Here is a 26,048-nt window from a genome sequence, read left to right on the forward strand (position 1 = left end):
GCAGGTTTTTGCTCAGCAGGCTTTTGAGTTTCTGGCTTAGCTGTTGGTTGCTCAGTTACAACATTTTCAGTAGGTTGTTGACCAGGAATAATGCAATTTGGTTGGAAGTTTCCTTGTTGCCATTGCGCTAATGACTCAACGCCCATAGATTGTAAGAATGCTTGTAATTCTTGTTGGTTCATTTGTTTCATCATTACTTTTGAATGCTGAATATTTTGAACCTTAATGTTAGATGGTTGTACTGTTGCAGCTTGTGCATCTAGAGAAGATACTCCTAAAGTAAGAGCTGTTGCAGCAGCTACAGATAATAAAACACGCTTTTTCATGATGTGTGTCCCCCTATATAAAGTTTTAATTTGTTTTCACACGATTTGTTTTTGACAGCCTGTCTGACTGACAAATTCATCGTAGCATACAATTTGCGAGAAAAAAGATGGAAAAAAATTCATAGACTTTAAAATTACCTAATTTATCCTAAGAGAAGAAGTGAGCAAAAATAAGAGAAATATAGAGTATAAAAGGAATTTATAGTGTTTTTATACTTGATTTTAAGAGGGATTTTTGGATAAATTTACCTGAAGAGAAAATAAAGAATCCTATTGTATCAATGGTTTGAGCGATTTTTTGAGGAATATAATGGATTGATTTTTACAAAACTGTAATGTTTCTGTTGTTCTTTTTTATAATAAAGTAACATATTTTTAATGTTGTAGCAGACAAAAAAGCGGCTATCTCTTTACATAGACGAAGGAGATAGCCGTTTTCCTATTATTACGTATGTTACGAGTTAGTTTCAATTGCTTCTAATAATAAATCTACAATGTGAATTCCTCTCATTTTATGAGAAAGCCCTTCTCGCTCAATTCCTAATTTCATTTGTAATAAACAACCTGGATTTGCAGTAACAATGGTTGCTGCGTCTGTTTCATGCACACGGTCCATTTTGTAATCTAGAAATTCCATTGATAACTCTGAATGAACAATATTGTAAATACCAGCAGAGCCACAGCAGCGGTCCGCATCTTTCATTTCACGATATGTTGCACCTTGGATAGCCTCTAGTAACATACGAGGTTCAGAAGCTGTGCGCATAACATTGCGTAAATGACAAGAGTCTTGATACGTAATAATTTGCTGCGTGAGTCGTAAATCAGTTCGCTTATGGAAGTCTAGTTCTACTAGTATAGCAGTAATATCTTTAATCTTAGAAACAAACTGCTTAGCACGTTCAGCCCACTCTGGATCATCCTTTAAAAGATAATCATAGTCTACGAGGTAAGCTCCGCAACCACCTGCATTCGTAATAATATAGTCGATGTTTAAATCTTCGAATGCCTTTATATTTCGCTTTGCTAATTCTTTTGCTCCACTCTTTTCACCAGCATGTCCATGCAATGCACCGCAGCAACTTTGTGTTTTCGGAATAACGATATCACAACCAGCTAATTGAAGAAGTTTCATCGTTGCGTTATTTGTTTCTAAAAACATAGTATCCATTAAGCAGCCTGTGAAGAATGCAACTTGTTTTTTCTTTGTACTTTCTGCAGGTAAAAATGAAGGACGATCTTTCATTGCTTTCATTTTTGGCACTTTTGGCAAAATGAGATCCATCGTTGCAAGTGTTTCAGGGAATAACTTCATAATACCTGTTTTATGTGTTAGTGTTTGTAAACCAGAACGTTGATAAAATCCAATTAGTCCTGTTAATGTTCTCATTCGATTTTGATGGGGGAACAATCCTTCAAAAACGACTTTTCGAACAGCTTTCACTGGCATTGAGAATTTTTTATTTTGATTAATAATATCACGAGCTTCTTCTAATAAATGTCCATAATTTACACCAGATGGACAAACAGGCTCACAAGCACGGCAACCAAGACAAACGTTTAATGTATTTTCAACATCTTCATCTGGTTCGATTAAACCATCAACGATAGCTTTCATTAATGCGATACGTCCGCGCGGTGAATGTGACTCTTTATATCCGGATTGAATGTAGGTAGGACAAGTAGGTAAACAAAAACCGCATCGCATACAGTTTAGTAATTCATCTTCACTTAATCGTTCTTTAAATTCTTTTTGAATATTTTCTTTATTTAATGTGGTCATCGCTCAACCACCACTCTTTTTCGAGTGTCTTTCGCGAACATTTTTCCAGGATTCATAATGTTATTTGGATCGAAAGCTTGCTTTATTCCTTGCATAGCTGCAATACCTTCTTTACCTAATTTCATTTCTAAATATGGAGCTTTCATCGCACCAACACCATGTTCACCAGTAATTGTGCCACCAAGTTCAATTGCTTTCGTAAATATTTCAGCAAAAGCTTGTTCAGCTCGGTGCATTTCTTCTGCATTACGAGCGTCTGTCATACAAGTTGGATGTAAGTTACCGTCACCAGCGTGTCCAAACGTACAAATAGGAATATTATATTTTTTTGCAATGGCATTAATAGCTTCAACCATCGGAGCGATTTGTGAACGTGGTACAGTTGCATCTTCTAATATTGTAGTAGGTTTTAATCGTGCGAGCGCTGATAGTGCACTACGGCGAGCGGTACGAAGTGCATCTGCTTCCGTTTCATCTTTTGCAATGCGAACATCAACTGCATTCATAGAGCGGCAAACGTTAGCCATGTTTTCAATATCTCGATTGACTACTTCGGGCGGGCCGTCTTGTTCGATTAATAAAATTGCTTTTACATCTGTAGGTAAACCGATTTGTGCAAACTCTTCTACTACTTCAATTGTCGGTTGGTCTAAAAATTCCAGAGTTGCTGGAATAATTTTATTTGCAATAATAGAAGAAACAGCACGTGCAGCTTCATTAATATCTTCATAGAGTGCAAGCATTGTTTTCTTTGTTTCGGGCATAGGAACAAGTTTTAATATCGCTTCTGTTACCACGCCAAGTGTTCCTTCAGAGCCGATAAATAAACGAGTTAAATCGTAACCAGCTACATCTTTTGCTAATTTGCCGCCAGTACGAATAATATCACCATTTGGTAAGACAAGTTCAAGCCCCATTACATAATCACGTGTTACGCCATATTTCAAGCCGCGTAACCCACCTGAATTTTCATTAATATTGCCGCCGATTGTAGAAATCTTCATCGAACTTGGATCTGGCGGATAAAATAAACCTTTTTCTTCTACTGCTTTAATAATATCAAGTGTAATGACACCAGCTTGTACAGTAATTGTTAAGTTTTCTTCATCAATTTCTAAAATATTGTTCATATGGCGGAAAATAAGGACGATACCGCCTTCAAGTGGACATGTTCCTGCGCAAAGATTTGTTCCAGACCCACGAACATACACAGGAATTTTGTGAGTGTTACATACCTTTAACACTTCAGCTACTTCATTTGTATTACGTGGAGCAATGACTGCATCAGGCATTGCTTGGAAGTTTGGAGTGGCATCATAACTATAAGTTAAACGCCCCATATTGGATGTATCTACATTATCTTCGCCAACAATAGATACGAATGAATGAATAATTTGCTTTTCTAACATTGGAAATCCCCCTCAAACTGTTAACGTGTTTAGTTATAATAAACAACGTGGTAACAGTGCTTTCATTATAATGATAAAAAAGTAAAGGGATTCTTTCTATGTGTAATCATCTAAAGATTAATCTGTTTTATCGTTCTTTTTTGTATGATTATCTAATAGGAGGAGTGCGAAGTATAAAACGTTTAAGTCTTTGAATTGTTTTGGATCAAGTCCTGTATGCTCTTCAATCTTTTTTAGCCTGTAATGTAATGTGTTAATGTGTATATGTAATTGTTTAGCTGTCTGTTTATAAGATTGGTTATAATCGATAAATAAGCGTAAGGTGTGCATAAGCTCAGGAGATGATAGTAAGTTTTCGATGGTACGCTCTAGAAATTGTTCACGCGTTTCGGCAGAAATATCTTGTAAACACATTTCTAAACGTAAATCTTCATTAAATACAATTTGTTTCGTTTCCAATGATACAGAAAGAGCACGTAATGCTTGTTCGTAAGATATGTTCATATTGTTTGGGGTAACTGTTTGTCCAATCCCGATATATAAAGGAATAGAAAATAAAGCTTCGCATTCTTGTTTTAATCGTTTTAAAAATTGGTATGTTTGCTCGTTGGAGCTCATCGCTGTAAATAAAATAAAACGATCATTTCCCCACCGAACAAATAGATGCTCTTTTGTTAATATATTGCGTATATGTTGCCATATTTTACGCTGGAGCATCGTGTCATTTTTTCCAATAGAAAACAAAATAAGTTGTTTCTTCTTATATAAATCAATGCCAAGTGTTTTGGCGCGATCGAGAAAACTTGGAGACCATTCTGTATTTTGAAGCCAATCAAAGACGAAAGCTTCATAAGAACGGTGCTCAAGTTCTAGTTGCTCTAAAAAGTAGTTTTCATGAATTAATAACTCGGTCATCTTACGCAATATTTCTCCATAGCGTGAAATATTTTCAGGTTCTCCTGTAATTCCAATAACACCAATTACTTCGTCATGAAATAATAAAGGAAGATTCATTCCAGCCTTTACACCTTGCAACTGCCTTTCATCTTCTGTTGTAATGATGACAGTTTTCTTTTGGTTAGCGCAGCGGAGTGCACCTTCATGAAATTGACCAATTCTTTCTGTATCTGTACTTGCAATAATAACGCCTTGTATATTAATAATAATAATATTCTCTGTAATTAGTCTGCGTACTTCTCGTACAATTTTATTCGCTAAATCAGGAAATAGCATAATTGACACACCTCAAATTCTATTTGTTGTACATTATATATGTAAATTGAGTAAGAAAGGAAAATTTCACACTTTCCACACATTTATTTGTTATTTTACAATTATAACGAAATCATCCGAAGATGGAGGGAATCTTTTGAGAAAGTATGTTTTTCTTCTCTGTTTTTTATTTCTATTAGTAGGGTGTCAAGGAAGTTCATATACACCAATTGCTAAAGATAAAAATGTTATTATAACAACGAATATAAAAGAAGGCAGCATTAGTTTTATTGATAAAAAAAATAAAAAGTTAATCACGACATGGGAACTAAATGAGCCAATGGCCGGAATCACACTGCTTCCAAACGGTGAGGAAATCCTTGTATACGGTAAGCAATTAGAATATATGTATGTATATTCATTGGCGGAAGGAAGGCAAGTGGAAAAATATAAAACTGGAAAGGGCATTGTAAATGTGGTCGTATCAGAAGATAAAAAGCAATTATTTGCTGCCGATCAAAATGTTCAAAAGGTAAGGTTCTTTACGATAAATGGGAAAGAGACAGGAAATGTTTCAACAGGAAAAGGTCCTATAACGATGGTAGAGTATCATAATCGGTTATCTGTACTAAACTTTTATGATACGAAACTAACGACAATTGATACGAAGAAAAAAGAAGTTGTTCAATCCTTTATGATTCCGCCAGCATCAACCGGAGCAACGATTAGTCCTGATGGGAAAGAAATATGGATTGGCGGACATGGTGATGGAAATCAAGTAAATGAGAAAGTGTTAGTGTATTCTTTACAGGGGGGAGAAATGGTGCGCTCTTTACACGCTCCATTTATGCCTGTGAATATAACGAAGGATAGTAAGTACGTATATGCACTAAGTCATGGTTCGAACACACTTAGAAAGTTTGATATTAGCACATATAAAGAAATAGCTTCTGTAGAAGTAGGATCGAATCCATTTGCATTTTTGGAGAGCGGAGCAGAAGGATATGTAGCAAGTTATGATAGTGATGAAGTGTGCGTTATGGATATGAAGAATTTGAAAATAAAACAAACAATTAAAGTCGGAAAAGGACCGTTTCAACTCATAGAGAGGGAAGGAAAGGATAATGAATAAATATAGAGTGCTAGTTGTAGATGATGAAAGTGATATGAGGCAGCTTGTTGGAATGTATTTGGACAACTTCGGATATGAGTGGGGAGAAGCTGAAAATGGAAAAGAGGCTCTTAAAAAACTAGAAACAGATCATTATGATTTCGTTGTATTAGATATTATGATGCCAGAAATGGATGGACTTTCAGTTTGTAAAGAAATTAGAAAAACGTCAGATGTGCCGATTATATTTTTAACCGCAAAAGGTGAAGAGTGGAATAGGGTGAACGGCTTACGTATGGGAGCGGATGATTATATTGTAAAACCGTTTAGTCCTGGTGAATTGGTTGCCCGTATGGAAGCTGTGTTAAGAAGATATACAAAGCAAGAACAGCAAGAAGAGATTCAATTTGGACCAATTCTTATCAATGAAAAAAGTAGACGAATAGAGGCGGATGGTGAGCCGATTTCTCTTACAGTAAAAGAGTTTGATTTACTATATTTTCTTTGTCAGCATACAGGACAAGTATTTAGCCGGGAACAATTACTTGAAAAGGTATGGGGATATGATTATGCGGGAAGTACAAGAACAGTAGATACGCACGTGAAAACGATGCGCTTGAAGCTTGGAGAAAGTGGAAACTACATTCAAACTGTTTGGGGTGTAGGCTATAAATTCGAGGTGTAACGTATGTTTACGATGGTACAAAAACTTTGGCTTACAGTAGTGTGTGCAGTATGTGTAACAGTGTCCTTTCTTTATTTCGTATCTTTATACTCATATGAAAAACTATACGTTGATAATTTAAAAGGTTCATTAGTAATGGAAGGGAAAAATCTTGCTGCTCAGTATGATAAGCGCGAAGGAATATCAATTTTTGAAGGGAAAGTAAGATCATTTGATCAAATATCTAGTTCAGACGTTCTTTTCGTGTCTAATCCGCGTGATTTAAGTGCATGTTTACCTTTTGATGTGCATCATCATTCTCTTATAAGTGAAGGAGATAGGCAAACGCTATTAGATGGGAAAACTGTGACAAAGATAGGATATGAAGAACATTTTGAACGTAATATTATGGGGGTTGTCATCCCTGTATTGGAAAATAAAAAATTAGTCGGAATTGTATATTCTTATATTCCTTTAAAAAGTATAAAAGACTTAATATATGATATGGGTCTTATTTTAGCACCACTAGCAATTGCGATGATTTTAATTACGATATGGGTTGGAAGAAAAATTATAATTGCAATAACGAAGCCGCTTTCGCAAATGGAGCGGGTTGCAAACCATTTGGCTACGGGAGATTTCTCGGAGCGGATTACCGTTTCTTCAGAGGATGAAATTGGACGACTAGGAAAAGCATTTAATAAAATGGCAAATTCATTGGAAACAGAAGATGTAAAGCGTAAGGAATTTTTAGCAAATGTTTCGCATGAACTTAGAACACCACTTAGTTATATAAAAGGGTATAGCGAGGCTATTTTAGATGGCGTTGCAAAGGGACCACAGCAGGAAAAAGTAACGCAGCTAATTCATAAAGAAGCAGGTCGTATGCAGCGTCTCGTTCATGACTTGTTAGACTTAGCGCAATTAGAAGGTGAGCACTTTCCGTTAAAGAAGCAACCTATCGTTTTTTCACAGCTGATTGAAGACGTATTAGATACGTATGAGATTAAGTTTATAGAAAAGGAAATTCATATTTCAACCAATTTAAATCCAGAGGTCATTGTCATGATTGATGAGGATCGTATGCAACAGGTGCTTCATAATGTGTTAGATAATGCGATACGGTATACAAATCAAAATGGAAATATCGTTATAACTTTAGAGCAAATCGATGATTACTGTGAATTAAAAATAAAAGATACAGGAATTGGCATTGATATAGAGCATTTAGAAAATCTTGGCGAGCGCTTTTACCGAGTTGATAAAGCGAGAAGTCGTCAACATGGTGGAACAGGTTTAGGCCTTGCTATTGTGAGACAAATTGTTCATATACATGGTGGACAGTGGAAAATTAAAAGTGAAAAAGATAAGGGAACAACGGTTATTATTAAACTGAATGTACAGGATGAGGTGGGCATGTTCTAATTTTTAGGACATGTTCTTTATATTGAAGGGAATATTTATCTCGCTATTTGCCGGGCAGTAAGCCCCCCACCTCAAAATTCAGCGGAAGCAAAGAAGTTAGGTGGGGGATGAAAAAAAACCTACTGATTAAAGTTTCACTTTATACGTAAAAATATAAATTAATATGTAATAAATATCGGAAATTTGACTATTTTATGAACAAAACATTTGTACTTCTTATCAATTCGGTCTAAAATAGTTATGATGCAAAGTTCTTATAAATCGTTTCAATTGTTGTTTGGAAGATACTGAGGTGATTTAACTGGAGTACAAATCTATTAAACCGAAAAAAATTTACGAAGAAGTATCTGAAGCTATTTTAACAATGATTAAAAATGGTACGTTAAAACCTGGTGACAAACTTCTCCCTGTGCATCAATTAGCTGAGCAGTTTCAAGTTGGCAGATCTGCTGTTCGTGAAGCGCTAAGTGCGCTAAGAGCGATGGGCTTAATTGAGATGAAACAAGGAGAAGGTACATATGTGAAGAACTTCGATTCTTCTTCATTAACAAAATCATTAAACAATAGATTATTAATGAAGAAAGAAGATATTTTGAATTTATTAGAAGTACGAAAGGTGCTTGAAGTGGGGGCAGTTCGAGTAGCGGCGGCAAAACGTACGGAAGATAATTTACAAAATATGAAACATTGGTTAGATGAAATGGCAAAGAGCATTGGAGATGAAAAGGCTGGCGAAAAAGCTGATTTTCAATTTCATATGGGAATTGCAGAGTCTTCGCATAATAACATTTTGCTTGAACTCATGAATCATGTTTCAGAGATGATTGCTGAAACAATTGGTGAATCAAGACGCATTATTTTATATGGTGAACAAACGACATCAGAACGACTTATAGAAGAGCATCAAGTTATATATGATGCGGTGTTAAAACAAGATGTAGAATTAGCGCAGCAAGCAATGCTAGATCATTTAACAAATGTAGAACATATTGTCACAGGTAAAAACGATATAAATTCGTAATTTAATCTTTTAAAAATTTAATTTTCTGATAAAATAGAGAGAGATTAAGTAAGCGTTTTCTTTAGGAGAGGGAGAGGATAGGCCATGGTTGAGCCTATTTCTTCTCTACTCAGTCATCTGATGACCATATGTTTGTTGGCGAAGTTGTAAAAAGGGGGAGTAATAGTTATGAAAGTTACTTTATTTGTTACTTGTTTAGTCGATATGTTTGAAACAAATGTCGGTAAAGCAACAGTTGAAGTGTTGGAGCGTTTAGGTTGTGAAATTGAATTTCCAGAAGCACAAGTTTGTTGTGGTCAGCCTGCTTATAATAGCGGCCATGTAGAAGCAGCAAAAGAAGCGATGAAACATATGATTGAAACTTTTGAAGATGCAGAATATATTGTTACACCATCTGGTTCGTGTGCGACAATGTTTCATGAGTATCCGCATGTTTTCAAAGATGATCCAAAGTGGGCTAAACGTGCACAAAAAGTTGCTGATAAAACTTATGAATTTACACAGTTTATTGTAGATGTTTTAAAAGTTACAGATGTTGGTGCAAGTTTATCAGGGATAGCTACTATTCATAAATCATGTCATATGACACGTATGCTCGGAGTAAAAGAAGCACCAGGGATTTTATTATCAAATGTAAAAGGATTAACTGTGAGAGATTTGCCAAACGTGCAAAATTGTTGTGGGTTTGGGGGAACGTTTTCAGTTAAGATGACTCCAATCTCTGAGCAAATGGTAGATGAAAAAGTAGATAGTGTAATGGAAACAGGTGCAGATTATTTAATCGGTGCAGATTGTGGGTGTTTGTTAAACATTGGCGGACGTATTGAGCGTTTAGGAAAAGAAGTAAAAGTAATGCATATTGCTGAGGTACTGAATAGTCGCTCATGAAGGGGGAACATAAGCTATGTCTATGAAAATCAGTGAGAAAAAATTTAATGATCGCGTTGGTGATGGAATTCAAGATTCGTTTATGCGCGGAGCAGTATCTTCGGCACAAACGCGCTTATATACGAATCGCTTAAAAGCCGCAGATGAATTAGGAAACTGGGAAGAGTGGCGTGAACTAGGTGAACAAATCCGTCAACATACGTTAGAAAATCTTGATTATTACTTAATGCAGTTAAGTGAAAATGTATCAAAAAGAGGCGGACACGTGTACTTTGCGAAGACGAAAGAGGAAGCAGCAAAGTATATTCAAGACGTCGCCAAAAAGAAACAAGCGAAAAAAGTAGTAAAATCAAAGTCGATGGTAACAGAAGAAATCAGTATGAACCATGCGCTTGAAGAGATTGGCTGTGAAGTGTTAGAGAGTGATTTAGGAGAGTATATCTTGCAAGTAGATAACGATCCACCTTCACATATTATTGCACCTGCACTTCATAAAAATAGAACGCAAATTCGCGATGTATTTAAAGAAAAGCTAGGCTATGAAAATTCTGATGACCCGTATGAAATGACAAAGTTTGTTCGTAAACAACTTCGTGAGAAATTTATGGATGCAGAAATTGGTGTAACTGGTTGTAACTTTGCTGTTGCAAATACGGGCTCCCTTTGTTTAGTAACGAATGAAGGTAATGCAGATCTTGTTATGTCAATTCCGAAAACACAAATTGCAGTAATGGGTATGGAACGTATGGTTCCGACAATGGAAGAATTAGATGTTTTAGTTGGTTTACTATGTCGTAGTGCAGTAGGTCAAAAATTAACAAGTTATGTAACAGTAGCAGGACCAATTCAAGAAGAGGAAGTTGATGGACCTGAAGAATTCCATTTAGTTGTTGTTGATAATGGTCGCTCTCAAATTCTTGGATCTGAATTCCGTTCAGTATTACAATGTATTCGTTGCGCTGCTTGTGTTAACGTATGTCCTGTATATCGTCACGTTGGTGGACATTCATATGGATCGATTTATTCAGGACCAATCGGCGCGGTATTAACACCGCTTCTAGGTGGATATGATGATTATAAAGAGCTTCCTTATGCATCTAGTTTATGCGGAGCATGTACAGAAGCTTGTCCAGTAAAAATTCCATTGCATGATTTATTATTAAAACATCGTCAAGTCATCGTTGAGCAAGAAGGTCGTGCACCACTTGCAGAAAAACTAGCGATGAAAATGTTTAGTATGGGTGCTTCTTCAGCTGCTTTATATAAAATGGGTTCAAAAATGGCACCAGCGGCAATGAGTCCATTTACATCTGGTAATCGTGTATCAAAAGGTGTTGGGCCACTTAAAAACTGGACGGATATTCGTGAATTCCCAGCTCCAAGTAAAGAACGATTCCGTGATTGGTATAAAGATCATAAGAAAGGCGGGGATAAATAATGACAGGATTAATTCAAAACCGTGATGCCTTTCTAGATAACATTGCAAAAGAACTTGGGCGCGCGCGTAAAACAGAAGGTGTAGAGCGTCCAGTATGGAAAAGTAATGTGAATATAGAAACGTTAAAAGATTATTCACAAGAAGAATTACTAGAAGTGTTTAAAAATCAATGTACAAACATTCATACAACTGTAGTAGAAACGACAAATGAACGTTTACGTGAAGACCTTCAACAAGTAATCATGGAAAACGGCGGAGGACCTATTTTATTATCAGCGGATGAGCGTTTTGATGCATATGGTTTAACATCTTTATTTAAAGAAGAACTTCCAAAGCGAGACGTTGAAGTAAACGTATGGGATCCAGAGAGGAAAGACGGAAATATGCGTTTAGCTGAAAAAGCGAATATTGGTATTGCATTTAGTGATTATACATTAGCTGAATCTGGTACAATTGTTGTACAAAGTCATAAAGGACAAGGACGTTCTTTACATTTTTTACCGACTGTATATTTAGCTATTATTCCACGTGAAACACTTGTACCTCGTATTACACAAGCAGTTCAGGATATGAACTCACGTGTAGAAGATGGCGAGACAGCGGCATCTTGTATTAACTTTATTACAGGACCAAGTAACTCGGCTGACATTGAGATGAATCTTGTTGTCGGAGTACATGGACCATTAAAAGCAATGTATTTCATCGTATAAAAGAGGGGAAAGCAGGCCAGAAAATGGCCTGCTTTTTTAGTAGAATAATGGATAATATGAAGTAGAAGTTCTCTCCTTTTTTTGCTATGTTTTTTGGGAAAGGAGAGGAAGGGATGTTCACTTATTTATATGCACTGTTAGCAGGGATGGTGTTTGGTTCATTTTTTATGTTAGTTGCGATGAGGGTTCCATTAGGGGAGTCTATCATTACCCCGCGTTCACATTGTCATTATTGTAAATATGTGCTAAGGCCAAAAGAACTAATCCCCATCATTTCATTTTATATACAAAGAGGCTATTGTACGAATTGTAAGAGGCAAATTCCGATTATGTATGTAGCATTTGAATGTATAACAGGAAGTATATTTCTTCTTACCGTGTATATGATTGGAATAGAACGAGAGCTTATTATCATTTTATCCCTTTTTTCGCTACTTCTTATTATTTCACTTACAGATTACTTATATATGTTAATTCCTGATTGTATTTTAATTTCATTTGCCGTTTTACTCATTCTCGAAAGTGTTTTTGTACAATTAGTTACTTGGACAGATAGTATAGTTGGTAGTGGTGTTATATTCATTTTGTTATATTGCATGCAAAAGATGTATCCAGAAGGGCTTGGCGGTGGAGATATAAAACTACTTTCGTTGCTTGGGTTTATAGTAGGAGTGAAGGGAGTTTTTATCATTTTATTTTTAGCATCTTGTTTTAGTCTTTGTTTTTTCGGGATTGGGATCGTATTAAAGCGTATAGAAGTACGAAAGCCCATTCCATTTGGTCCTTTTATTAGCCTTGGGGCAATATGTTATGTATTGGTCGCATATTCAAAGTAGAGAGGGAATAGAAAATGAACGTATATATGGATGATCAAAGAAGTTGTCCGTTCGGGTATGTGCCGGCAACTACAGTAGAATGTACCTTACAAATGGTTCGGGATTATGGTGTGAATATTCTTTCCCTTGATTTTAATATGGGATGGGGAGAAAAAAGTGGACTAGATTTTGTAGAAGCCTTTTGTACAGAAGGGTTATATGTAAATGAAATTCACCTTCATACGAATGATATCATCGGTATGCATAAGATGAAACAAAGATTGGATAAGGGAAAGGAAGAAGGAGAAATTAATCCTCACCTTGTTGTTAAATATGTGGGAAGCTAAAAACTCCAAAGTAAAACTTTGGAGTTTTTAATGTTTCATATGTGCTTGTAAAGGAATAATCTCTTCTTGTTGAGCTGCTGCGATTTCAGTTTCTTCCTGTTGAACGTCAGGTGTTTTCTTAGTTAAGTAGTGGTATACCATACCGACAAATACTGATCCGCCAATAATGTTACCGATTGTAACAGGAATTAAGTTATGAATAGCACCTGAAAAAGAAATTGTCTCAGGATGCGGTGAAACTAAAGATAAAGCAAAGAGTGATAAGTTTGCAATACTATGTTCGTAACCAGATAAGAAGAATGTGAAAACAAGTAGCATCATGACCATTATTTTTGCTGTGTCACCTTTGACCTGAGAAGGTAAGAAGCAAGCAAGACATACGAGCCAGTTACATAAAATGGCTTTAAAGAATAACTGCATTGTAGGTGTGTTCATCTTTCCTTCAACGACTTTACTCATTAAGTGACCGTGATCAATTGCTTCAAAAATTCCAGTTGCGTAAAATAGTAAGGCAAAGAATAACGCGCCACCTAAGTTACCTGCGTAACAAGCAACCCAGTTACGCAGTGTATCAGAAATCGTTGTTTCCTTTCTTAAAGTTGCTACAGTAAAGTACATTGTGTTTCCAGTAAACAATTCAGCACCGCCATATATAATAAGTACGAGAGCAATCCCGAAAAACATAGAAGCAGCTAAATAAGTTGCTGGTGAATCTGCAATGTGAAAAAAATTACCTAATTTAAAACATAGTACAATAATAAAACCGATATAAATACCCGCAAGTGCAGCACGAATGAAATATTGCATTGGGTTTATATCTAGCATTTTCTTTTTGCTTTTAGCCAGTTTGACAACATAATCTAGTCCTTGTTCTAGCATGAGTAATACGCTCCTTTAGTAAATCTTCTATAAATACTCCTTATATGAATAAAGTACATGGAATTGTTCTCACTTTCAATAAGTTTGTGCAATATTTCACAAAAAGGACATACATATATTGAGAAAGCGTTTACAAAAGATAGTATAATGGAATTTTTTCTGGATATTGAGAGGAAGAAAGCAAAAAGAAAAAGCGCTGTAATTACAGCGCTTTTTCGTCTAAATTCTTTTCTACTTTTACTTCTACTTCTTTTGAGAAGAACCAACCACCAACTGCGATTCCGACTAATACAATCCAGAATGTAAGCTTCCACGGAGTGGATTCTGGGAATGAATGTGGAATTACATTTAATGCAGGGTGTGCTAATGTATAAACTGCTAGCTTTACACCAACCCAACCTACAATTAAGAATGCTGCAGTTTCAAGTCCTGGTTTACGTTTTAAGATTTGTACGAAAGCAGTTGCTGCAAATCGCATAATGATTAATCCGATAAGTCCACCCACAAAGATAACAACGAATTGCCCAGTATCAAGACTACCAATTGTACCTAATCCTGTTTTTGGTAAAGTCATTGCTAGTGCAACAGCAGCTAAAATTGAATCAACTGCGAAGGCGATATCAGCAACCTCAACTTTAAATACAGTCCACCAAAAGTTCTCTTGTTTTTTCTTTGCTTCTTTTTCTTCAGTTTCTTCATCCGTATTCTTTTTAACATACGTTTTAAATAAGTGATTACCAGCGATAAACATAAGGTAGATGGCACCGATTGCTTGCACTTGCCATACATCGACTAAGAACGAAATCATAAATAACGATCCGAATCGGAAAACAAATGCCCCCGCTAATCCATAAAATAGTGCTTTCTTTCGTTTTTCTTCTGGTAAATGTTTTACCATAATTGCAAGAACAAGAGCGTTATCAGCCGCTAAAATTCCTTCAAGTGCAATTAGGATGAGTAATACCCAACCATACTCCAATAATAATGATACATCCATGTACATTCTCCTCTCATTTCTATAAGTTCTAAATAAGTGAAGAATTTCCCCACTATTTAGTTTCCCCATACTCCTGCCTATTAACTTTGGAAGAATCTGGAAATGAATACAAAAAAGACCTCTGCCGTTAATAGGCAAAGGTCTTGCTAGACATATGTAATGAAAATGCCAACAAAGCCGGAAGAACTAAGTTCTACGTAATGACGACTTTGTTTCCAAGAAATTTTCTTGGACGCTACTCCCCTTTGGAGATATGCTATTGTATTCTCATTATATGGATAATTTCTACGGTTGTCAACCTGTTAAAATATCTTCATTCGGATATTTTATTTTCCGGTTCTTTTTACGAGCAAATGAAAAAGCCAATGTTAAAGGACCCATTTTCCCAAAAAACATCATAAAGATAATAATAGCTTTTCCGATTATAGTTAAGTGGGGTGTTAAGTTCATACTGAGGCCAACAGTCCCAAATGCTGAAAATACTTCGAAAGCACTCATCAATAGAGGAACTCGCTCAGTAATACTCAAAATTAAAATAGCAAAAAAGATAAATGAAATGGAAATAATAGTAATAGTTAATGATTTGACAATGAGAGTATCTTTAATGGATTTTTTAAATACGACAATATCCTCTTGTTCTTGTAGAAATTTAAATACGCCAAAAAATATGATTAAAAATGTTGTTAACTTAATCCCACCACCCGTTGAAGCGCTACCAGCACCAATAAACATAAGGAGCATCATTAATAGGAGGGAAGGTTTTGACAATGTAGAAATATCAACTGTATTAAACCCGGCAGTTCGCGTTGAAATTGCTTGAAAATAAGAGGCTATTCCTTCTTCAAATGGGGTAAAACCTCTCATAGAAAGGGAGTTATGGAACTCGAATATAAAAATAAAAAGGGTAGCAATAATGTTGACGATTAGAGTAGAAGAAAGCATAAGTTTTGAATGTAGTGTAAGGTTTTTAAAGTTTTTCTTTCTTTTTATGTCTACGATTACTGTAAAACCTATTCCACCTAAAATGATGAGAGAGGAAATGACGAAATTGACAAGAATGCTATGAGAATGGGACATTAAATTATCGCTCCACACAGAAAAACCAGCATTGTTAAAGGCTGAGATTGAATGGAAAAAACTATAATAGATCCCTTTGGTAACCCCATATTTTGGTACCCACTCAAAAGAAAGAATTAAAGTAGCGATACATTCGACTGTAAAAGAGAATGAAAATAACGATTTGGCAAGACGGATGACGCCGCCGATATTCGTTTGATTTAATGCTTGTTGTAATAAAATACGGTTTTGAAGACCGATTTTTCTTCCGAGCATAATCGCAATTAAGACAGCAAAGCTCATAATGCCAAGCCCGCCAACTTGTATAAGCGTTAAAATGACACATTGTCCAAATAAAGTAAACATTTTTCCGGTATCTACAACACCAAGCCCAGTAACAGTACAAGCGGAAACGGTTGTAAATAAGGCATCGAGCCATGAAATGGACGTTGTCGTAGCAATGGGCAGTTTTAATAAGCATGTGCCGACAACTGATAATAGAAGAAAAGATAAAGTAAGAACGCGGGGAGGGCTCATGCTAATATTAATCCGTTTCATTTCACATATCGCTCCTTTCATTTTGCTTTGATTAGTATGTGAAAAAGCACTATTATGTATGTTGAAAATAGAAAGAGGCAGAGAATATCTGCCTCTAAGCCATATGTTATATTATTATCCACGTAATTGTTGTTGTGCTAAAGCAACAAGACGTTTTGTTACTTCACCGCCAACTGAACCGTTAGAACGAGATGCTGTATTAGACCCTAAGCTTACACCAAATTCTTGTGCAATCTCATATTTAAATTGTTCAAGCGCTTGCTCTGCACCTGGAACTAATAATTTGTTTGTTTTTACCATGTTGATACACATCCTTATGAGTAGTCCAGTTCAGCTAAGTTCTTATCTAAACTGGTAACGTTATTTTATGTGGAAATGACGTAGTCATACGCGGAAGTAATCGGTGCGATTAGAAGTTCTTGGATAGAAAAAAGAGTAGCAAATTTGCTACTCTTTTTTTAGTATTGTCGCTGTTCCTTCCACGACAATATCATCTGATTGATTATATATGTTTGTTTGCAACGTAATGATTTTTTTATCGTCACGCTTCTTAATAACCTCTGCCACAACACGAAGTGTATCACCGATTTTGACAGGGGCACGGAATGAAACATTTTGGGATAAATAAATCGTATTTTTGCCTGGGAGTTTCGTTCCAAGGATGGTAGAAATAAAACTCGAAACGAGCATACCGTGAGCAATACGTTCTTTAAACATTGTTGTTTTTGCAAAAGAATCTAAAATATGAATAGGATTCACATCTCCAGTCAATTTTGCAAAATTGATAACATCTTCATCCGTAATTGTTTTTGTAAGGGATGCTTGATCACCGACTTGAATCTCATCATAACGAAGCTCCGGAACAGTTTGTGCTTCTTGAAATGGATTCATTTTGTCCTCCTTCTTTTCCATATCGAAAAATGCTAGCCATCTTGATGTAGTAGGAGGAAGAAAGAGTTTTGTTTGTGCTGCAGTTAGCTCCCACATTTTTCTTACTTGATGGAAGTAAATAGATTTTTTGAATTTTCCTCGAACTTTTTTGCGAGTTCCAACTGTTTTGACTTGAACTCTTCCAAAAAACCCTCTAACTGTTTTTGAGCCTCTTCACGTTGTAATTGTTGTTGCTCAATAAATTGTTTTGTTGTTTCTTCAAATTGACCGCTTGTTTGTGTAAGGATTGACAAAGATGTTTTTGTAGGAGAAACAGTAAGTTGCTGCATATGAGCAGAAAGTTCCTTCCACTTGTCTTGCCACTCGTTAATTTGATCATTTAAGGAGTTTCCAGTTAATTGTTTCACGTAATCTGTATATTGGTTATTGAACTGAGCAGTGAGTTGTTGTAGTTCTTTTTCTAGTTCATCTACTCCTGATGTTAATTTATGCAAAGCGTCTTGTTGTTGTTTTAATGTTTCTAAAGTAAGTTGCTCTAATTGTTTCCCAGCTGAAGAGAAAAGGGAAAGTGATTGAGACCAGTTTTTCCAAAATGCATCGACTAATTCGTATGGTTTAGTTTCCATTGTTTGACCCCCAAATGTTTTTTTGCATATTGTGAACGCAGATTACTCTGCTGTACCACCAGGTGAAGATGAAGAATCCTTTTCATCCTTTTCTGGAGAAGTAGAAAATGGAAAGAATGCATTGGTGTATAACGTGAAAAACGTTCGCAACATATTTTGATAATGTTCAAAAGAAGTCGCACATGTTGTTAAATATTGCTCTCCATATTCAGTTAAAGAATAAATTCTTTTTGCCGGCCCTCCATCGCTTGTATCCCAAGTAGAAGAAATAAGGTTTTCTTTTTCTAATTTGCGTAGTGTTCTATAAACATTACCTTGGTCAACAGAAGAAAAGCCGATATCCATTAGCATTTGAATAAGTTTGTAACCATGAAGACTCCAGTCTTTTAGACAGAGAAGTAAGAAGGGAACTAAGAAGTTTTTTGGCATGGAGTTTGGTTGTTTCGCTTGGTTGTTCTCCAAACTTTCGCGTTGTTCTGGTTCATTTTGTAGCATGATTGTGCATCACCTCATGAATCAGTTAGATGGAATTTTTTGCTTATAAGTGCAATTTACACCTATCTGTTTTTAAAGTCAACACATTTGTTAGAAAATAGAAAAAAATAAAATATAGACTTGAAGTTTTATTCAGAATATTAGAAAATAGTGAATAGGTTGAATTGTTTCAAAAACGAAAAAGGGAGTGTAGGTAAAGTGATTGATCAAAAATTCGATCCACTACAAGCATGGAAAAATGCTTATGAACAAACCGAAACATTTTGGGGAAAAGCGCTCAATGAAACAATTAAAACAGAAGAATATTCTGCTTGGATGGGCAGCGTTCTAGATTTGAATTTGTTTTATCAAAAAGCATTAAATGATACGACAAAAAACTATTTAGAACAAGTAAATGTGCCGACGAAAGAGGATATCGCAAGAGTGGCTACGCTTGTTATTAACTTAGAAAATAAAGTAGATAACATTGAGGAGTTTCTAGAGGAGAAAGTAGATTCTTTAGGACAAGCTCCTACATTAAAGCGTGATGTGACGAAAGTGAAACAAGATATTCGTACGCTTGAAACAAAAGTAGATCAAATTTTAGAATTGCTAGAAAAGCAAAATGCAGTACTAGCTAAACTACAAGTACCTGTAAAAGAAGAGATAAAGCCTGCGAATAAGCCGGAAAATAAAAAATGATAAAAGCGCTTGTTTATAACAGGTAAAAGAGAGAGGGAGAATCTCTTTCACGTGTAAACGGCGAAACATAATTATATAGGGACTCTACAGTATGAGTACCAAAATGATTCATAACAATCGTTCACAAATTCATTTAAGGGGGAAAAGAAATGGTTCAATTAAATGGCAAAGTAGCAATCGTAACAGGTGGAGCAAAAGGGATTGGAAAAGCAATTACAGTAGCATTAGCACAAGAGGGAGCGAAAGTAGTTATTAACTATAATAGCAGTAAAGAAGCAGCTGAAAATTTAGTAAATGAACTAGGAAAAGATGGACATGACGTTTATGCAGTGCAAGCGGATGTTTCTAAAGTAGAAGATGCAAACCGACTTGTAGAAGAAGCTGTGAATCATTTTGGTAAAGTTGATATTCTTGTTAATAATGCTGGTATTACAAGAGATCGTACATTCAAAAAGTTAAATCGTGAAGATTGGGAGCGCGTAATTGACGTGAATTTAAGTAGCGTATTTAATACGACAAGCGCGGTTCTTCCATACATAACGGAAGCGGAAGAAGGAAGAATTATTAGCATTTCTTCTATTATTGGCCAAGCAGGTGGATTTGGCCAAACAAACTACTCAGCAGCAAAAGCGGGTATGTTAGGATTTACAAAATCATTAGCATTAGAACTTGCAAAAACAAATGTCACTGTAAATGCAATTTGCCCTGGATTTATTGATACTGAAATGGTAGCAGAAGTACCAGAAGAAGTACGTCAAAAAATCGTTGCAAAAATCCCGAAAAAACGTTTTGGTCAAGCTGATGAAATTGCAAAAGGTGTAGTATACCTATGCCGTGACGGTGCGTATATCACAGGTCAGCAATTAAACATTAACGGCGGATTATATATGTAATGAAGTAAGAAAAAAGTGCATATCCATAGCAGGAATGCACTTCTTTTTTTAGAAGGAAATCGACCAAAAAGGAGATAGGAAAATGACTACATTCGCAACAGAATGGGAAAAGCAATTAGAGCTATACCCAGAAGAGTACCGAAAAGCATACCGCCGAGTGAAAAGGGCGAGTGAAATTTTATTACGTGAACCAGAGCCGCAAGTAGGATTAACGCCGAAAGAGGTTATTTGGACGAAGAATAAGACGAAGCTTTATCGCTACATTCCAAAACAAGAAAAAACACAAAGAGTTCCAATTCTGTTAATATATGCTCTTATTAATAAACCATATATTATGGATTTAACTCCTGGAAATAGTTTAGTGGAATATCTAGTGGATCGTGGTTTTGATGTGTATATGCTTGATTGGGGCACATTTGGTTTAGAAGATAGTCATTTGAAATTTGATGATTTCGTGTTTGATTATATTGCAAAAGCAGTAAAAAAAGTAATGCGAACTGCAAAAGCGGACGAGATTTCTTTACTTGGTTATTGCATGGGTGGAACGCTAACTTCCATTTATGCAGCACTTCATCCGCACATGCCAATTCGTAATTTAATTTTCATGACAAGTCCTTTTGATTTCTCTGAAACAGGATTGTATGGTCCTTTATTAGATGAGAAATACTTCAATTTAGATAAAGCGGTTGATACATTTGGAAATATTCCGCCAGAAATGATTGATTTCGGAAACAAAATGTTAAAACCAATTACGAACTTTGTTGGTCCATATGTTGCTTTAGTAGATCGTTCAGAGAATGAGCGCTTCGTCGAAAGCTGGAGATTGGTTCAAAAGTGGGTTGGTGATGGTATTCCGTTCCCAGGTGAATCATACAGACAGTGGATTCGTGATTTTTATCAAAATAATAAACTGGTTAAGGGTGAACTTGTTATTCGCGGACAAAAGGTAGACCTTGCAAATATTAAGGCGAATGTCTTAAATATTTCCGGGAAACGTGATCATATCGCTTTGCCATGTCAAGTAGAAGCGTTACTAGACCATATTTCTAGCACAGATAAACAATATGTATGTTTACCGACAGGGCATATGTCTATTGTTTACGGTGGAACAGCTGTAAAACAAACATATCCGACGATTGGAAATTGGCTTGAAGAGCGTTCTAATTAAAAATAAAAAAATCCAACTAGCCTATGTTAGTTGGATTTTTTTATGGAAAATAACAAAACATAGAAAGGAGAAATTTATATTTTAGGAGTATGATTATGAAACTTATGACCGGTAAGTTGTTTTGGAATACAGGAGTTTCTGTACCTTGTTATCCACCGTTAGAAAGTGATATGATATGTGATGTACTTGTAGTCGGAAGTGGCGAAGCAGGTGCTCATATAGCGCATTCGTTAGCGAAAATTGGTATGAGTGTTACTCTTATTGAAAAAAGAGCAATTGCGTGTGGTAGCACAGCTGCTAATACAGGTTTACTACAATTTCTTCATGATAAATCGTTAACTTCTCTTATTCATACATTTGGTAAAGAAAAAGGGGTACGAGCATATAAGCTTTGTTATGAAGCGCTAAGAACAATGGAAGAGGTTATACCGACTCTTGATATTGATCCCCATTTTATTCCGCGAAATAGTTTATATTATGCAAGTAAAAGTGAGGATGTCTCATTTTTACAAGAGGAATATAATACGTTACAGAATTATGGATTTCCAGTTGAATATTTTACAGAAGCTGATATTAAGAAACGTTATTCTTTTGCAAAACAAGCAGCGTTATATATGCAAGGTGATGCTGAGGTGAATCCGTATTTACTAGCGCATAGTTTTTTGCATAAAGCAAACCAAATGGGAGCTAATATATATGAACATACAGAGGCAATACATATAAAAAAACACCAAAATGATTTAATTTGTTACACGAAAACAGGAAATCAAATTGTAGCAAAGAATATTATTATGGCGACAGGTTATGAAGCGCTTTTTGGAAAGAAAGAAAAGAATACAACAGTAGAAACTTCTTATGCAATTGTAACAAATGAAATAGATCAGTTTGAAGGCTGGCATGAGCGATCGTTAATTTGGGAAACGGCACGGCCCTACTTATATTTTCGAACGTATCGAAACCGCATTATTGTAGGCGGATTAGATGAAGCGATGCAAATTCAAACAATCGGTGATACGAAATTATTGCATAAGCGTGATATCCTTATTAATATTGTAAAAGAACTGTTCCCGCAGTATAAAAATATACAGGCAGACTACTATTGGGCAGCCGCATTTGGTGGTACTCATGATGGTCTCCCCATTTTAAAAGAAGACGAAAAGATACATAATTTGTTTTACGCATTGCCGTATGGAGGTAATGGAACTGTATATGGAATGGTCTTTGCCAAATTATTTGAGCAGTTATTTACAAATAAAGAAAGTAAAGATTTTTCTTTATTTAATCGATAGAAAAAAGGTAGCGAAGTGATGGAATGAGAGATATAAAAAAGTTTTTACAAAAATTACGTCCTGTACAACTCATCGTTTTGTTTTATTTATTAGCGGTAGTTGTATCGGTAATATTGCTTAGTTTCCCGTTTGTTACGAAGGCTGGTGTGAAATGGACATTTATAGATGCCCTCTTTACATCTGTTAGTGCGGTAAGTGTTACGGGACTGTCTGTTGTTACGATTTCAGATACATTTACTACGGCAGGAATTATTATGTTAGCCCTTATTTTACAATTAGGCGGCTTAGGGATTATGGCACTTGGTACGTTTGTTTGGATTATAACGGGGAAAAAAATCGGTTTGCAGAGAAGAAGACTCATTATGGCAGATCATAATCAAGGGAATTTATCAGGCCTTGTAGAATTGATGCGTTCTATTTTAATTGTAATTATTTCGATAGAACTTATTGGAGCAATACTATTAGGTACAAGATTTCTACTTTATTTTCCAACTTGGCAAGAAGCTTATTTCCACGGTTTCTTTGCCGCTGTTAGTGCAACTACGAACGGAGGATTTGATTTAACTGGACAATCACTAATTCCGTACAAAAAAGATTATATTGTGCAAATGATTCATATGTTGCTTATTATTTTAGGAGCGATTGGCTTCCCGGTGTTAATGGAAGTAAAACAATTCTTTAGTAAAAGGCGACAGCAACTATTCCGCTTTTCGTTATTTACAAAATTGACGACAACGACATTTTTTGCACTCGTTATCGTTGGAACAATTATGATTTTTCTACTAGAACGAAATCAGTTTTTAGCAGGAAAGTCATGGCATGAAACAGTTTTCTATACATTATTCCAATCTGTGACGACGCGAAGTGGTGGACTGGCTACAATGGATATACGTGAATTGTCACAACCGACGCTTTTATTTATGAGTATATTAATGTTTATAGGGGCATCTCCAAGTTCGGTTGGGGGCGGAATACGTACAACAACATTTGCTGTTAGTATATTGTCACTATACACCTTTGCAAGGGGCGGTAGAACAGTTAGAGTCTTCAAACGTCAGTTACATGAAGAGGATGTACTGAAAGCATCTGTCGTTATGACGATGGGGATTTTGTTATGTGCTACTGCGCTATTCGTTTTATCTATTACGGAAAATGTATCGCTTATGAGCTTAATTGTTGAGGTTTGTTCTGCTTTCGGAACGACAGGACTATCAACAGGTGTTACGCCTGATTTAACAACTATTGGGAAACTTGTACTCATTGTGCTTATGTTTATCGGACGCGTTGGTATTTTAACATTTATTTTAGCTAGTGGTGGAAGGGAACAACCACCTCGCTATAAATACCCGAAAGAACGGATTATTATTGGATAGTATGAAACCATTCTACCTATGTTAGGTAGAATGGTTTTTTAGTCGTTAATGCCAAATTGTGGATGCATAAAAGCTTCATTTTTATTATCTGATTCGTTTTTTAGCAACTCTTGATTTTCTTCTGAAATCCACCCAATATCATTTGTAGGATGGATCCACTCATCACCAGCCATAATGGCAGGATCTACTTCATCACTCCAATTGTTAAGTGGACTGTTCTCGGAATTATATTTACTGTCTCCAATTACAACATCATATGGATTCACAAAAGGTTGTTGCATCGTTTTTCCTGTTCCTTTAAAAGATGGAAAATTCATTTGATGCGGGAGCGTTTCGTCTAAAATTGGTGATTGAATCTTTTCTTTTTTCTTCAAAATCATCGCTCCTTTTTATAATGATTTCTTCATACGTAGTATTTCCATCGAACGCCTCTTATGTACTTGTTAACACTTGCCAGTAATAATTATTTTAAATTGTTTCAAACTAGAGTAGAAAGTGATTTCTTGAGAGCAGGTGAATGTATTGGTAAAAAGAAAAGTAAAACAAAATGCGGCAATCAATAATAATAAAACTCCGAAAGAAAGCTTACCAGATGCAGAATTTGCATTAGAGTATGAAGGAGAAAATAGCGCAAAGTATGCTAATCGTAATTCAAAAAAAGGGAAACAAAAATGAGGCGTTTTTACAAACGCCTCATTTTTTTGTGGGATTATAAAGGTTTTTTTAATTATTTGTAAATTTAGTGTTTTCTATTAGCAGAAAAATGCGAAAAAACATAGAAGTAGCAACGTATTACACAAAAACAAACAACAAACAAAAGATTAATGTTGGTTTAATACTGCTTTTACACTAGTTGTTTATATTTGAGTTGTACATAAGATTTGTAAAAGGAGAGAGAAACAGTGAAAAAAACAATCTTTAAAGCTGTAGCGACTGGAATGGTATTTTCGTTATTAATGGGGTGTGGTGCAAAGAAGGAAGAAAGTGCTGGAGCGGAAGTGAAAGATGAAAAATTATCTGGATCATTAACTGTTTACACAGCAATTGAAGAAGAGCTTGTACCAATTTATCTTGATTCCTTTAAAAAGAAATATCCTGATGTGAAATTAAACATTGTACGTGATTCAACAGGAGTTATTACTGCGAAATTGCTAGCTGAAGGGAAAAATACACAAGCAGATGTTGTATGGGGAACTGCGGCATCAAGTCTATTAGCTTTAGATAAAAAAGATATGTTAAAAGGATACTCTCCAAAAGGAACAGATCGTGTTCTTCCGCAATTTAAAGATGATAAGCAACCTGAAAAATGGGTAGGAAATACTGCATTTATGACGGGGATTGCTGTAAATAAAGAAGAATTAAAGAAGAAAAATTTACCGATGCCAGAATCATATGAAGATTTAACGAAACCAGAGTATAAAGGAACACTTGTTATGCCACATCCAGCATCATCTGGAACAGGGTTTTTAACAGTTTCTGCATGGCTACAAATCATGGGTGAAGATAAAGGCTGGGATTACATGAAGAAACTTCATGATAATATGGCAAGTTATACGCATTCAGGATCAAAACCAGCAAAATTAGCAGGAGCAGGTGAATATCCAGTCGGTGTATCAATGGTTTATAGTGCTTTAAAAGAAAAACAAAAAGGTGCCCCAGTTGAAGTTGTACTGCCGAAAGAAGGATTAGGATGGGAAGTAGAAGCGAACGCACTTATTAAGAAAGATAATGCGAAAAATGATAAATTAGCGCAAGCATTTTTAGATTGGGCAATTACTGATGATGTAATGAAGTTATACTTTGAGAAAAATGGATTTGCGACAATTAAAAATGACTATAAACTTCCAGAGGGATTCCCGAAAGATGTTACTGAAAAATTATATAAAAAGAATGACTTTAAATGGGCAGCAGAAAATCGTGACAAAATTTTAGAAAAATGGGAAAAAGAGTTTGGTCAAAAAGCAGAACCGAAAAAGTAAGTGAGTGGGAGAGA

At 35.6% G+C, this 26,048-nt stretch carries 27 protein-coding genes, 1 pseudogene and 1 riboswitch; of the genes and pseudogenes, 16 read left to right on the plus strand and 12 right to left on the minus strand.

Annotation, left to right across the window (positions count from 1 at the left end):
- The 4 genes and pseudogenes from MR167_RS12780 to MR167_RS12795 all read right to left on the minus strand — a co-directional run.
- Positions 1–326, minus strand: a pseudogene (locus MR167_RS12780) (CAP domain-containing protein); the annotation flags it as partial.
- Between the two features lie 454 nt (positions 327–780).
- A complete protein-coding gene (locus tag MR167_RS12785) occupies positions 781–2,109 on the minus strand; it encodes a (Fe-S)-binding protein (RefSeq protein WP_000209615.1) in 1,329 nt (442 codons plus the stop codon).
- On the minus strand, positions 2,106–3,518 hold the full coding sequence (gene glcD / locus MR167_RS12790) for a glycolate oxidase subunit GlcD (protein WP_000890758.1): 1,413 nt from the start codon (positions 3,516–3,518) through the stop codon (positions 2,106–2,108). Before glcD ends, MR167_RS12785 begins: the two co-directional genes overlap by 4 nt.
- Positions 3,519–3,635: 117 nt before the next feature.
- Positions 3,636–4,760: a CdaR family transcriptional regulator gene (locus MR167_RS12795; protein WP_074789367.1), complete on the minus strand. Its 1,125-nt coding sequence runs from the start codon at positions 4,758–4,760 to the stop codon at positions 3,636–3,638.
- Between the two features lie 127 nt (positions 4,761–4,887).
- On the opposite strand from MR167_RS12795, the gene MR167_RS12800 reads away from it, so the two are divergent.
- The 9 genes from MR167_RS12800 to MR167_RS12840 all read left to right on the plus strand — a co-directional run bounded on the left by MR167_RS12800 (position 4,888) and on the right by MR167_RS12840 (position 13,149).
- Positions 4,888–5,862: a YncE family protein gene (locus MR167_RS12800; RefSeq protein WP_001234158.1), complete on the plus strand. Its 975-nt coding sequence runs from the start codon at positions 4,888–4,890 to the stop codon at positions 5,860–5,862.
- On the plus strand, positions 5,855–6,526 hold the full coding sequence (locus MR167_RS12805) for a response regulator transcription factor (RefSeq protein WP_001046396.1): 672 nt from the start codon (positions 5,855–5,857) through the stop codon (positions 6,524–6,526). Before MR167_RS12800 ends, MR167_RS12805 begins: the two co-directional genes overlap by 8 nt.
- 3 nt (positions 6,527–6,529) lie before the next feature.
- Positions 6,530–7,930, plus strand: a complete 1,401-nt coding sequence (locus MR167_RS12810; RefSeq protein WP_000494816.1) for a sensor histidine kinase — start codon at positions 6,530–6,532, stop codon at positions 7,928–7,930.
- Positions 7,931–8,261: 331 nt separating this feature from the next.
- Positions 8,262–8,951, plus strand: coding sequence for a FadR/GntR family transcriptional regulator (locus MR167_RS12815; protein WP_254904515.1), 690 nt, complete (start codon positions 8,262–8,264; stop codon positions 8,949–8,951).
- A gap of 168 nt (positions 8,952–9,119) precedes the next feature.
- The gene (locus MR167_RS12820) at positions 9,120–9,839 is read left to right on the plus strand and encodes a (Fe-S)-binding protein (protein WP_000869152.1); all 720 of its coding nucleotides are present in this window, start codon (positions 9,120–9,122) and stop codon (positions 9,837–9,839) included.
- 16 nt (positions 9,840–9,855) lie between these two features.
- A complete protein-coding gene (locus tag MR167_RS12825) occupies positions 9,856–11,277 on the plus strand; it encodes a LutB/LldF family L-lactate oxidation iron-sulfur protein (RefSeq protein WP_000061930.1) in 1,422 nt (473 codons plus the stop codon).
- Positions 11,277–11,987, plus strand: coding sequence for a LutC/YkgG family protein (locus tag MR167_RS12830; RefSeq protein ID WP_242314783.1), 711 nt, complete (start codon positions 11,277–11,279; stop codon positions 11,985–11,987). The genes MR167_RS12825 and MR167_RS12830 overlap by 1 nt, the downstream gene beginning before the upstream one ends.
- Before the next feature lie 113 nt (positions 11,988–12,100).
- Positions 12,101–12,823 (plus strand): prepilin peptidase, encoded by a 723-nt coding sequence (locus tag MR167_RS12835; protein WP_242314785.1) that lies wholly within the window; start codon positions 12,101–12,103, stop codon positions 12,821–12,823.
- A 14-nt stretch (positions 12,824–12,837) separates the two neighbouring features.
- Entirely contained in the window at positions 12,838–13,149 is a 312-nt protein-coding gene (locus MR167_RS12840) for a cyclic-phosphate processing receiver domain-containing protein (protein WP_001103766.1), read from the plus strand.
- Positions 13,150–13,176: 27 nt separating this feature from the next.
- On the opposite strand, the gene MR167_RS12845 is transcribed toward MR167_RS12840, so the two are convergent.
- From MR167_RS12845 to phaQ, 7 genes are all read right to left on the minus strand, one after another.
- The gene (locus MR167_RS12845) at positions 13,177–14,028 is read right to left on the minus strand and encodes a formate/nitrite transporter family protein (RefSeq protein WP_016077951.1); all 852 of its coding nucleotides are present in this window, start codon (positions 14,026–14,028) and stop codon (positions 13,177–13,179) included.
- Between the two features lie 202 nt (positions 14,029–14,230).
- Entirely contained in the window at positions 14,231–15,025 is a 795-nt protein-coding gene (locus MR167_RS12850; RefSeq protein ID WP_000383326.1) for a TerC family protein, read from the minus strand.
- Between the two features lie 82 nt (positions 15,026–15,107).
- A riboswitch (yybP-ykoY riboswitch) is annotated at positions 15,108–15,281 on the minus strand.
- A 38-nt stretch (positions 15,282–15,319) separates the two neighbouring features.
- On the minus strand, positions 15,320–16,639 hold the full coding sequence (locus tag MR167_RS12855; protein ID WP_086389859.1) for a TrkH family potassium uptake protein: 1,320 nt from the start codon (positions 16,637–16,639) through the stop codon (positions 15,320–15,322).
- Between the two features lie 114 nt (positions 16,640–16,753).
- Positions 16,754–16,939 (minus strand): alpha/beta-type small acid-soluble spore protein, encoded by a 186-nt coding sequence (locus MR167_RS12860; protein WP_000241212.1) that lies wholly within the window; start codon positions 16,937–16,939, stop codon positions 16,754–16,756.
- 147 nt (positions 16,940–17,086) lie between these two features.
- Positions 17,087–17,530, minus strand: coding sequence for a MaoC family dehydratase (locus MR167_RS12865; RefSeq protein ID WP_001067916.1), 444 nt, complete (start codon positions 17,528–17,530; stop codon positions 17,087–17,089).
- Between the two features lie 101 nt (positions 17,531–17,631).
- Complete coding sequence (gene phaP, locus MR167_RS12870; protein WP_000448596.1) at positions 17,632–18,156, minus strand: polyhydroxyalkanoic acid inclusion protein PhaP; 525 nt, start codon at positions 18,154–18,156, stop codon at positions 17,632–17,634.
- Positions 18,157–18,198: 42 nt separating this feature from the next.
- Positions 18,199–18,651 (minus strand): poly-beta-hydroxybutyrate-responsive repressor, encoded by a 453-nt coding sequence (gene phaQ, locus MR167_RS12875; protein WP_000939954.1) that lies wholly within the window; start codon positions 18,649–18,651, stop codon positions 18,199–18,201.
- 198 nt (positions 18,652–18,849) lie between these two features.
- Here phaQ and phaR point away from each other — a divergent pair, with 198 nt between their 5' ends.
- From phaR to MR167_RS12900, 5 genes are all read left to right on the plus strand, one after another.
- Positions 18,850–19,332, plus strand: a complete 483-nt coding sequence (gene phaR, locus MR167_RS12880) for a polyhydroxyalkanoic acid synthase subunit PhaR (protein WP_000566941.1) — start codon at positions 18,850–18,852, stop codon at positions 19,330–19,332.
- A 149-nt stretch (positions 19,333–19,481) separates the two neighbouring features.
- Complete coding sequence (locus MR167_RS12885) at positions 19,482–20,225, plus strand: acetoacetyl-CoA reductase (RefSeq protein ID WP_000250407.1); 744 nt, start codon at positions 19,482–19,484, stop codon at positions 20,223–20,225.
- Between the two features lie 82 nt (positions 20,226–20,307).
- On the plus strand, positions 20,308–21,393 hold the full coding sequence (phaC, locus tag MR167_RS12890; RefSeq protein WP_000206331.1) for a class III poly(R)-hydroxyalkanoic acid synthase subunit PhaC: 1,086 nt from the start codon (positions 20,308–20,310) through the stop codon (positions 21,391–21,393).
- A gap of 95 nt (positions 21,394–21,488) precedes the next feature.
- Positions 21,489–22,682, plus strand: a complete 1,194-nt coding sequence (locus MR167_RS12895) for an NAD(P)/FAD-dependent oxidoreductase (protein WP_000772566.1) — start codon at positions 21,489–21,491, stop codon at positions 22,680–22,682.
- Positions 22,683–22,705: 23 nt separating this feature from the next.
- Positions 22,706–24,055 carry a TrkH family potassium uptake protein gene (locus MR167_RS12900; RefSeq protein ID WP_242314787.1) on the plus strand — a complete coding sequence of 450 codons (1,350 nt, stop codon included), beginning with the start codon at positions 22,706–22,708 and terminating at the stop codon, positions 24,053–24,055.
- 38 nt (positions 24,056–24,093) lie between these two features.
- Here MR167_RS12900 and MR167_RS12905 read toward each other — a convergent pair whose 3' ends face one another.
- A complete protein-coding gene (locus MR167_RS12905; RefSeq protein WP_000726020.1) occupies positions 24,094–24,429 on the minus strand; it encodes a DUF3905 domain-containing protein in 336 nt (111 codons plus the stop codon).
- Positions 24,430–24,577: 148 nt separating this feature from the next.
- Between MR167_RS12905 and MR167_RS12910 the strand changes: the two genes are divergently transcribed.
- Both MR167_RS12910 and MR167_RS12915 read left to right on the plus strand, forming a co-directional pair.
- The gene (locus tag MR167_RS12910) at positions 24,578–24,730 is read left to right on the plus strand and encodes a hypothetical protein (protein WP_000240799.1); all 153 of its coding nucleotides are present in this window, start codon (positions 24,578–24,580) and stop codon (positions 24,728–24,730) included.
- A 227-nt stretch (positions 24,731–24,957) separates the two neighbouring features.
- Complete coding sequence (locus MR167_RS12915) at positions 24,958–26,034, plus strand: putative 2-aminoethylphosphonate ABC transporter substrate-binding protein (RefSeq protein WP_242314789.1); 1,077 nt, start codon at positions 24,958–24,960, stop codon at positions 26,032–26,034.
- Positions 26,035–26,048: the final 14 nt, after the last annotated feature.

The sequence above is a fragment of the Bacillus cereus group sp. BfR-BA-01355 genome (assembly GCF_022663675.1).
GTDB lineage: Bacteria > Bacillota > Bacilli > Bacillales > Bacillaceae_G > Bacillus_A > Bacillus_A thuringiensis_S.

Bases quoted from the DNA above. Each gene is read 5' to 3' on its own strand.
- MR167_RS12810 (WP_000494816.1), top strand. From the start codon at position 6,530: ATGTTTACGATGGTACAAAAACTTTGGCTTACAGTAGTGTGTGCAGTA.
- MR167_RS12850 (WP_000383326.1), bottom strand. From the start codon at position 15,025: ATGGATGTATCATTATTATTGGAGTATGGTTGGGTATTACTCATCCTA.
- MR167_RS12885 (WP_000250407.1), top strand. From the start codon at position 19,482: ATGGTTCAATTAAATGGCAAAGTAGCAATCGTAACAGGTGGAGCAAAA.
- glcD (WP_000890758.1), bottom strand. From the start codon at position 3,518: ATGTTAGAAAAGCAAATTATTCATTCATTCGTATCTATTGTTGGCGAA.
- MR167_RS12895 (WP_000772566.1), top strand. From the start codon at position 21,489: ATGAAACTTATGACCGGTAAGTTGTTTTGGAATACAGGAGTTTCTGTA.
- MR167_RS12865 (WP_001067916.1), bottom strand. From the start codon at position 17,530: ATGAATCCATTTCAAGAAGCACAAACTGTTCCGGAGCTTCGTTATGAT.
- phaP (WP_000448596.1), bottom strand. From the start codon at position 18,156: ATGGAAACTAAACCATACGAATTAGTCGATGCATTTTGGAAAAACTGG.
- MR167_RS12825 (WP_000061930.1), top strand. From the start codon at position 9,856: ATGTCTATGAAAATCAGTGAGAAAAAATTTAATGATCGCGTTGGTGAT.
- MR167_RS12855 (WP_086389859.1), bottom strand. From the start codon at position 16,639: ATGAAACGGATTAATATTAGCATGAGCCCTCCCCGCGTTCTTACTTTA.
- MR167_RS12900 (WP_242314787.1), top strand. From the start codon at position 22,706: ATGAGAGATATAAAAAAGTTTTTACAAAAATTACGTCCTGTACAACTC.
- phaC (WP_000206331.1), top strand. From the start codon at position 20,308: ATGACTACATTCGCAACAGAATGGGAAAAGCAATTAGAGCTATACCCA.
- MR167_RS12840 (WP_001103766.1), top strand. From the start codon at position 12,838: ATGAACGTATATATGGATGATCAAAGAAGTTGTCCGTTCGGGTATGTG.
- MR167_RS12860 (WP_000241212.1), bottom strand. From the start codon at position 16,939: ATGGTAAAAACAAACAAATTATTAGTTCCAGGTGCAGAGCAAGCGCTT.
- MR167_RS12805 (WP_001046396.1), top strand. From the start codon at position 5,855: ATGAATAAATATAGAGTGCTAGTTGTAGATGATGAAAGTGATATGAGG.
- MR167_RS12835 (WP_242314785.1), top strand. From the start codon at position 12,101: ATGTTCACTTATTTATATGCACTGTTAGCAGGGATGGTGTTTGGTTCA.
- MR167_RS12830 (WP_242314783.1), top strand. From the start codon at position 11,277: ATGACAGGATTAATTCAAAACCGTGATGCCTTTCTAGATAACATTGCA.
- MR167_RS12785 (WP_000209615.1), bottom strand. From the start codon at position 2,109: ATGACCACATTAAATAAAGAAAATATTCAAAAAGAATTTAAAGAACGA.
- phaQ (WP_000939954.1), bottom strand. From the start codon at position 18,651: ATGCTACAAAATGAACCAGAACAACGCGAAAGTTTGGAGAACAACCAA.
- MR167_RS12820 (WP_000869152.1), top strand. From the start codon at position 9,120: ATGAAAGTTACTTTATTTGTTACTTGTTTAGTCGATATGTTTGAAACA.
- MR167_RS12845 (WP_016077951.1), bottom strand. From the start codon at position 14,028: ATGCTAGAACAAGGACTAGATTATGTTGTCAAACTGGCTAAAAGCAAA.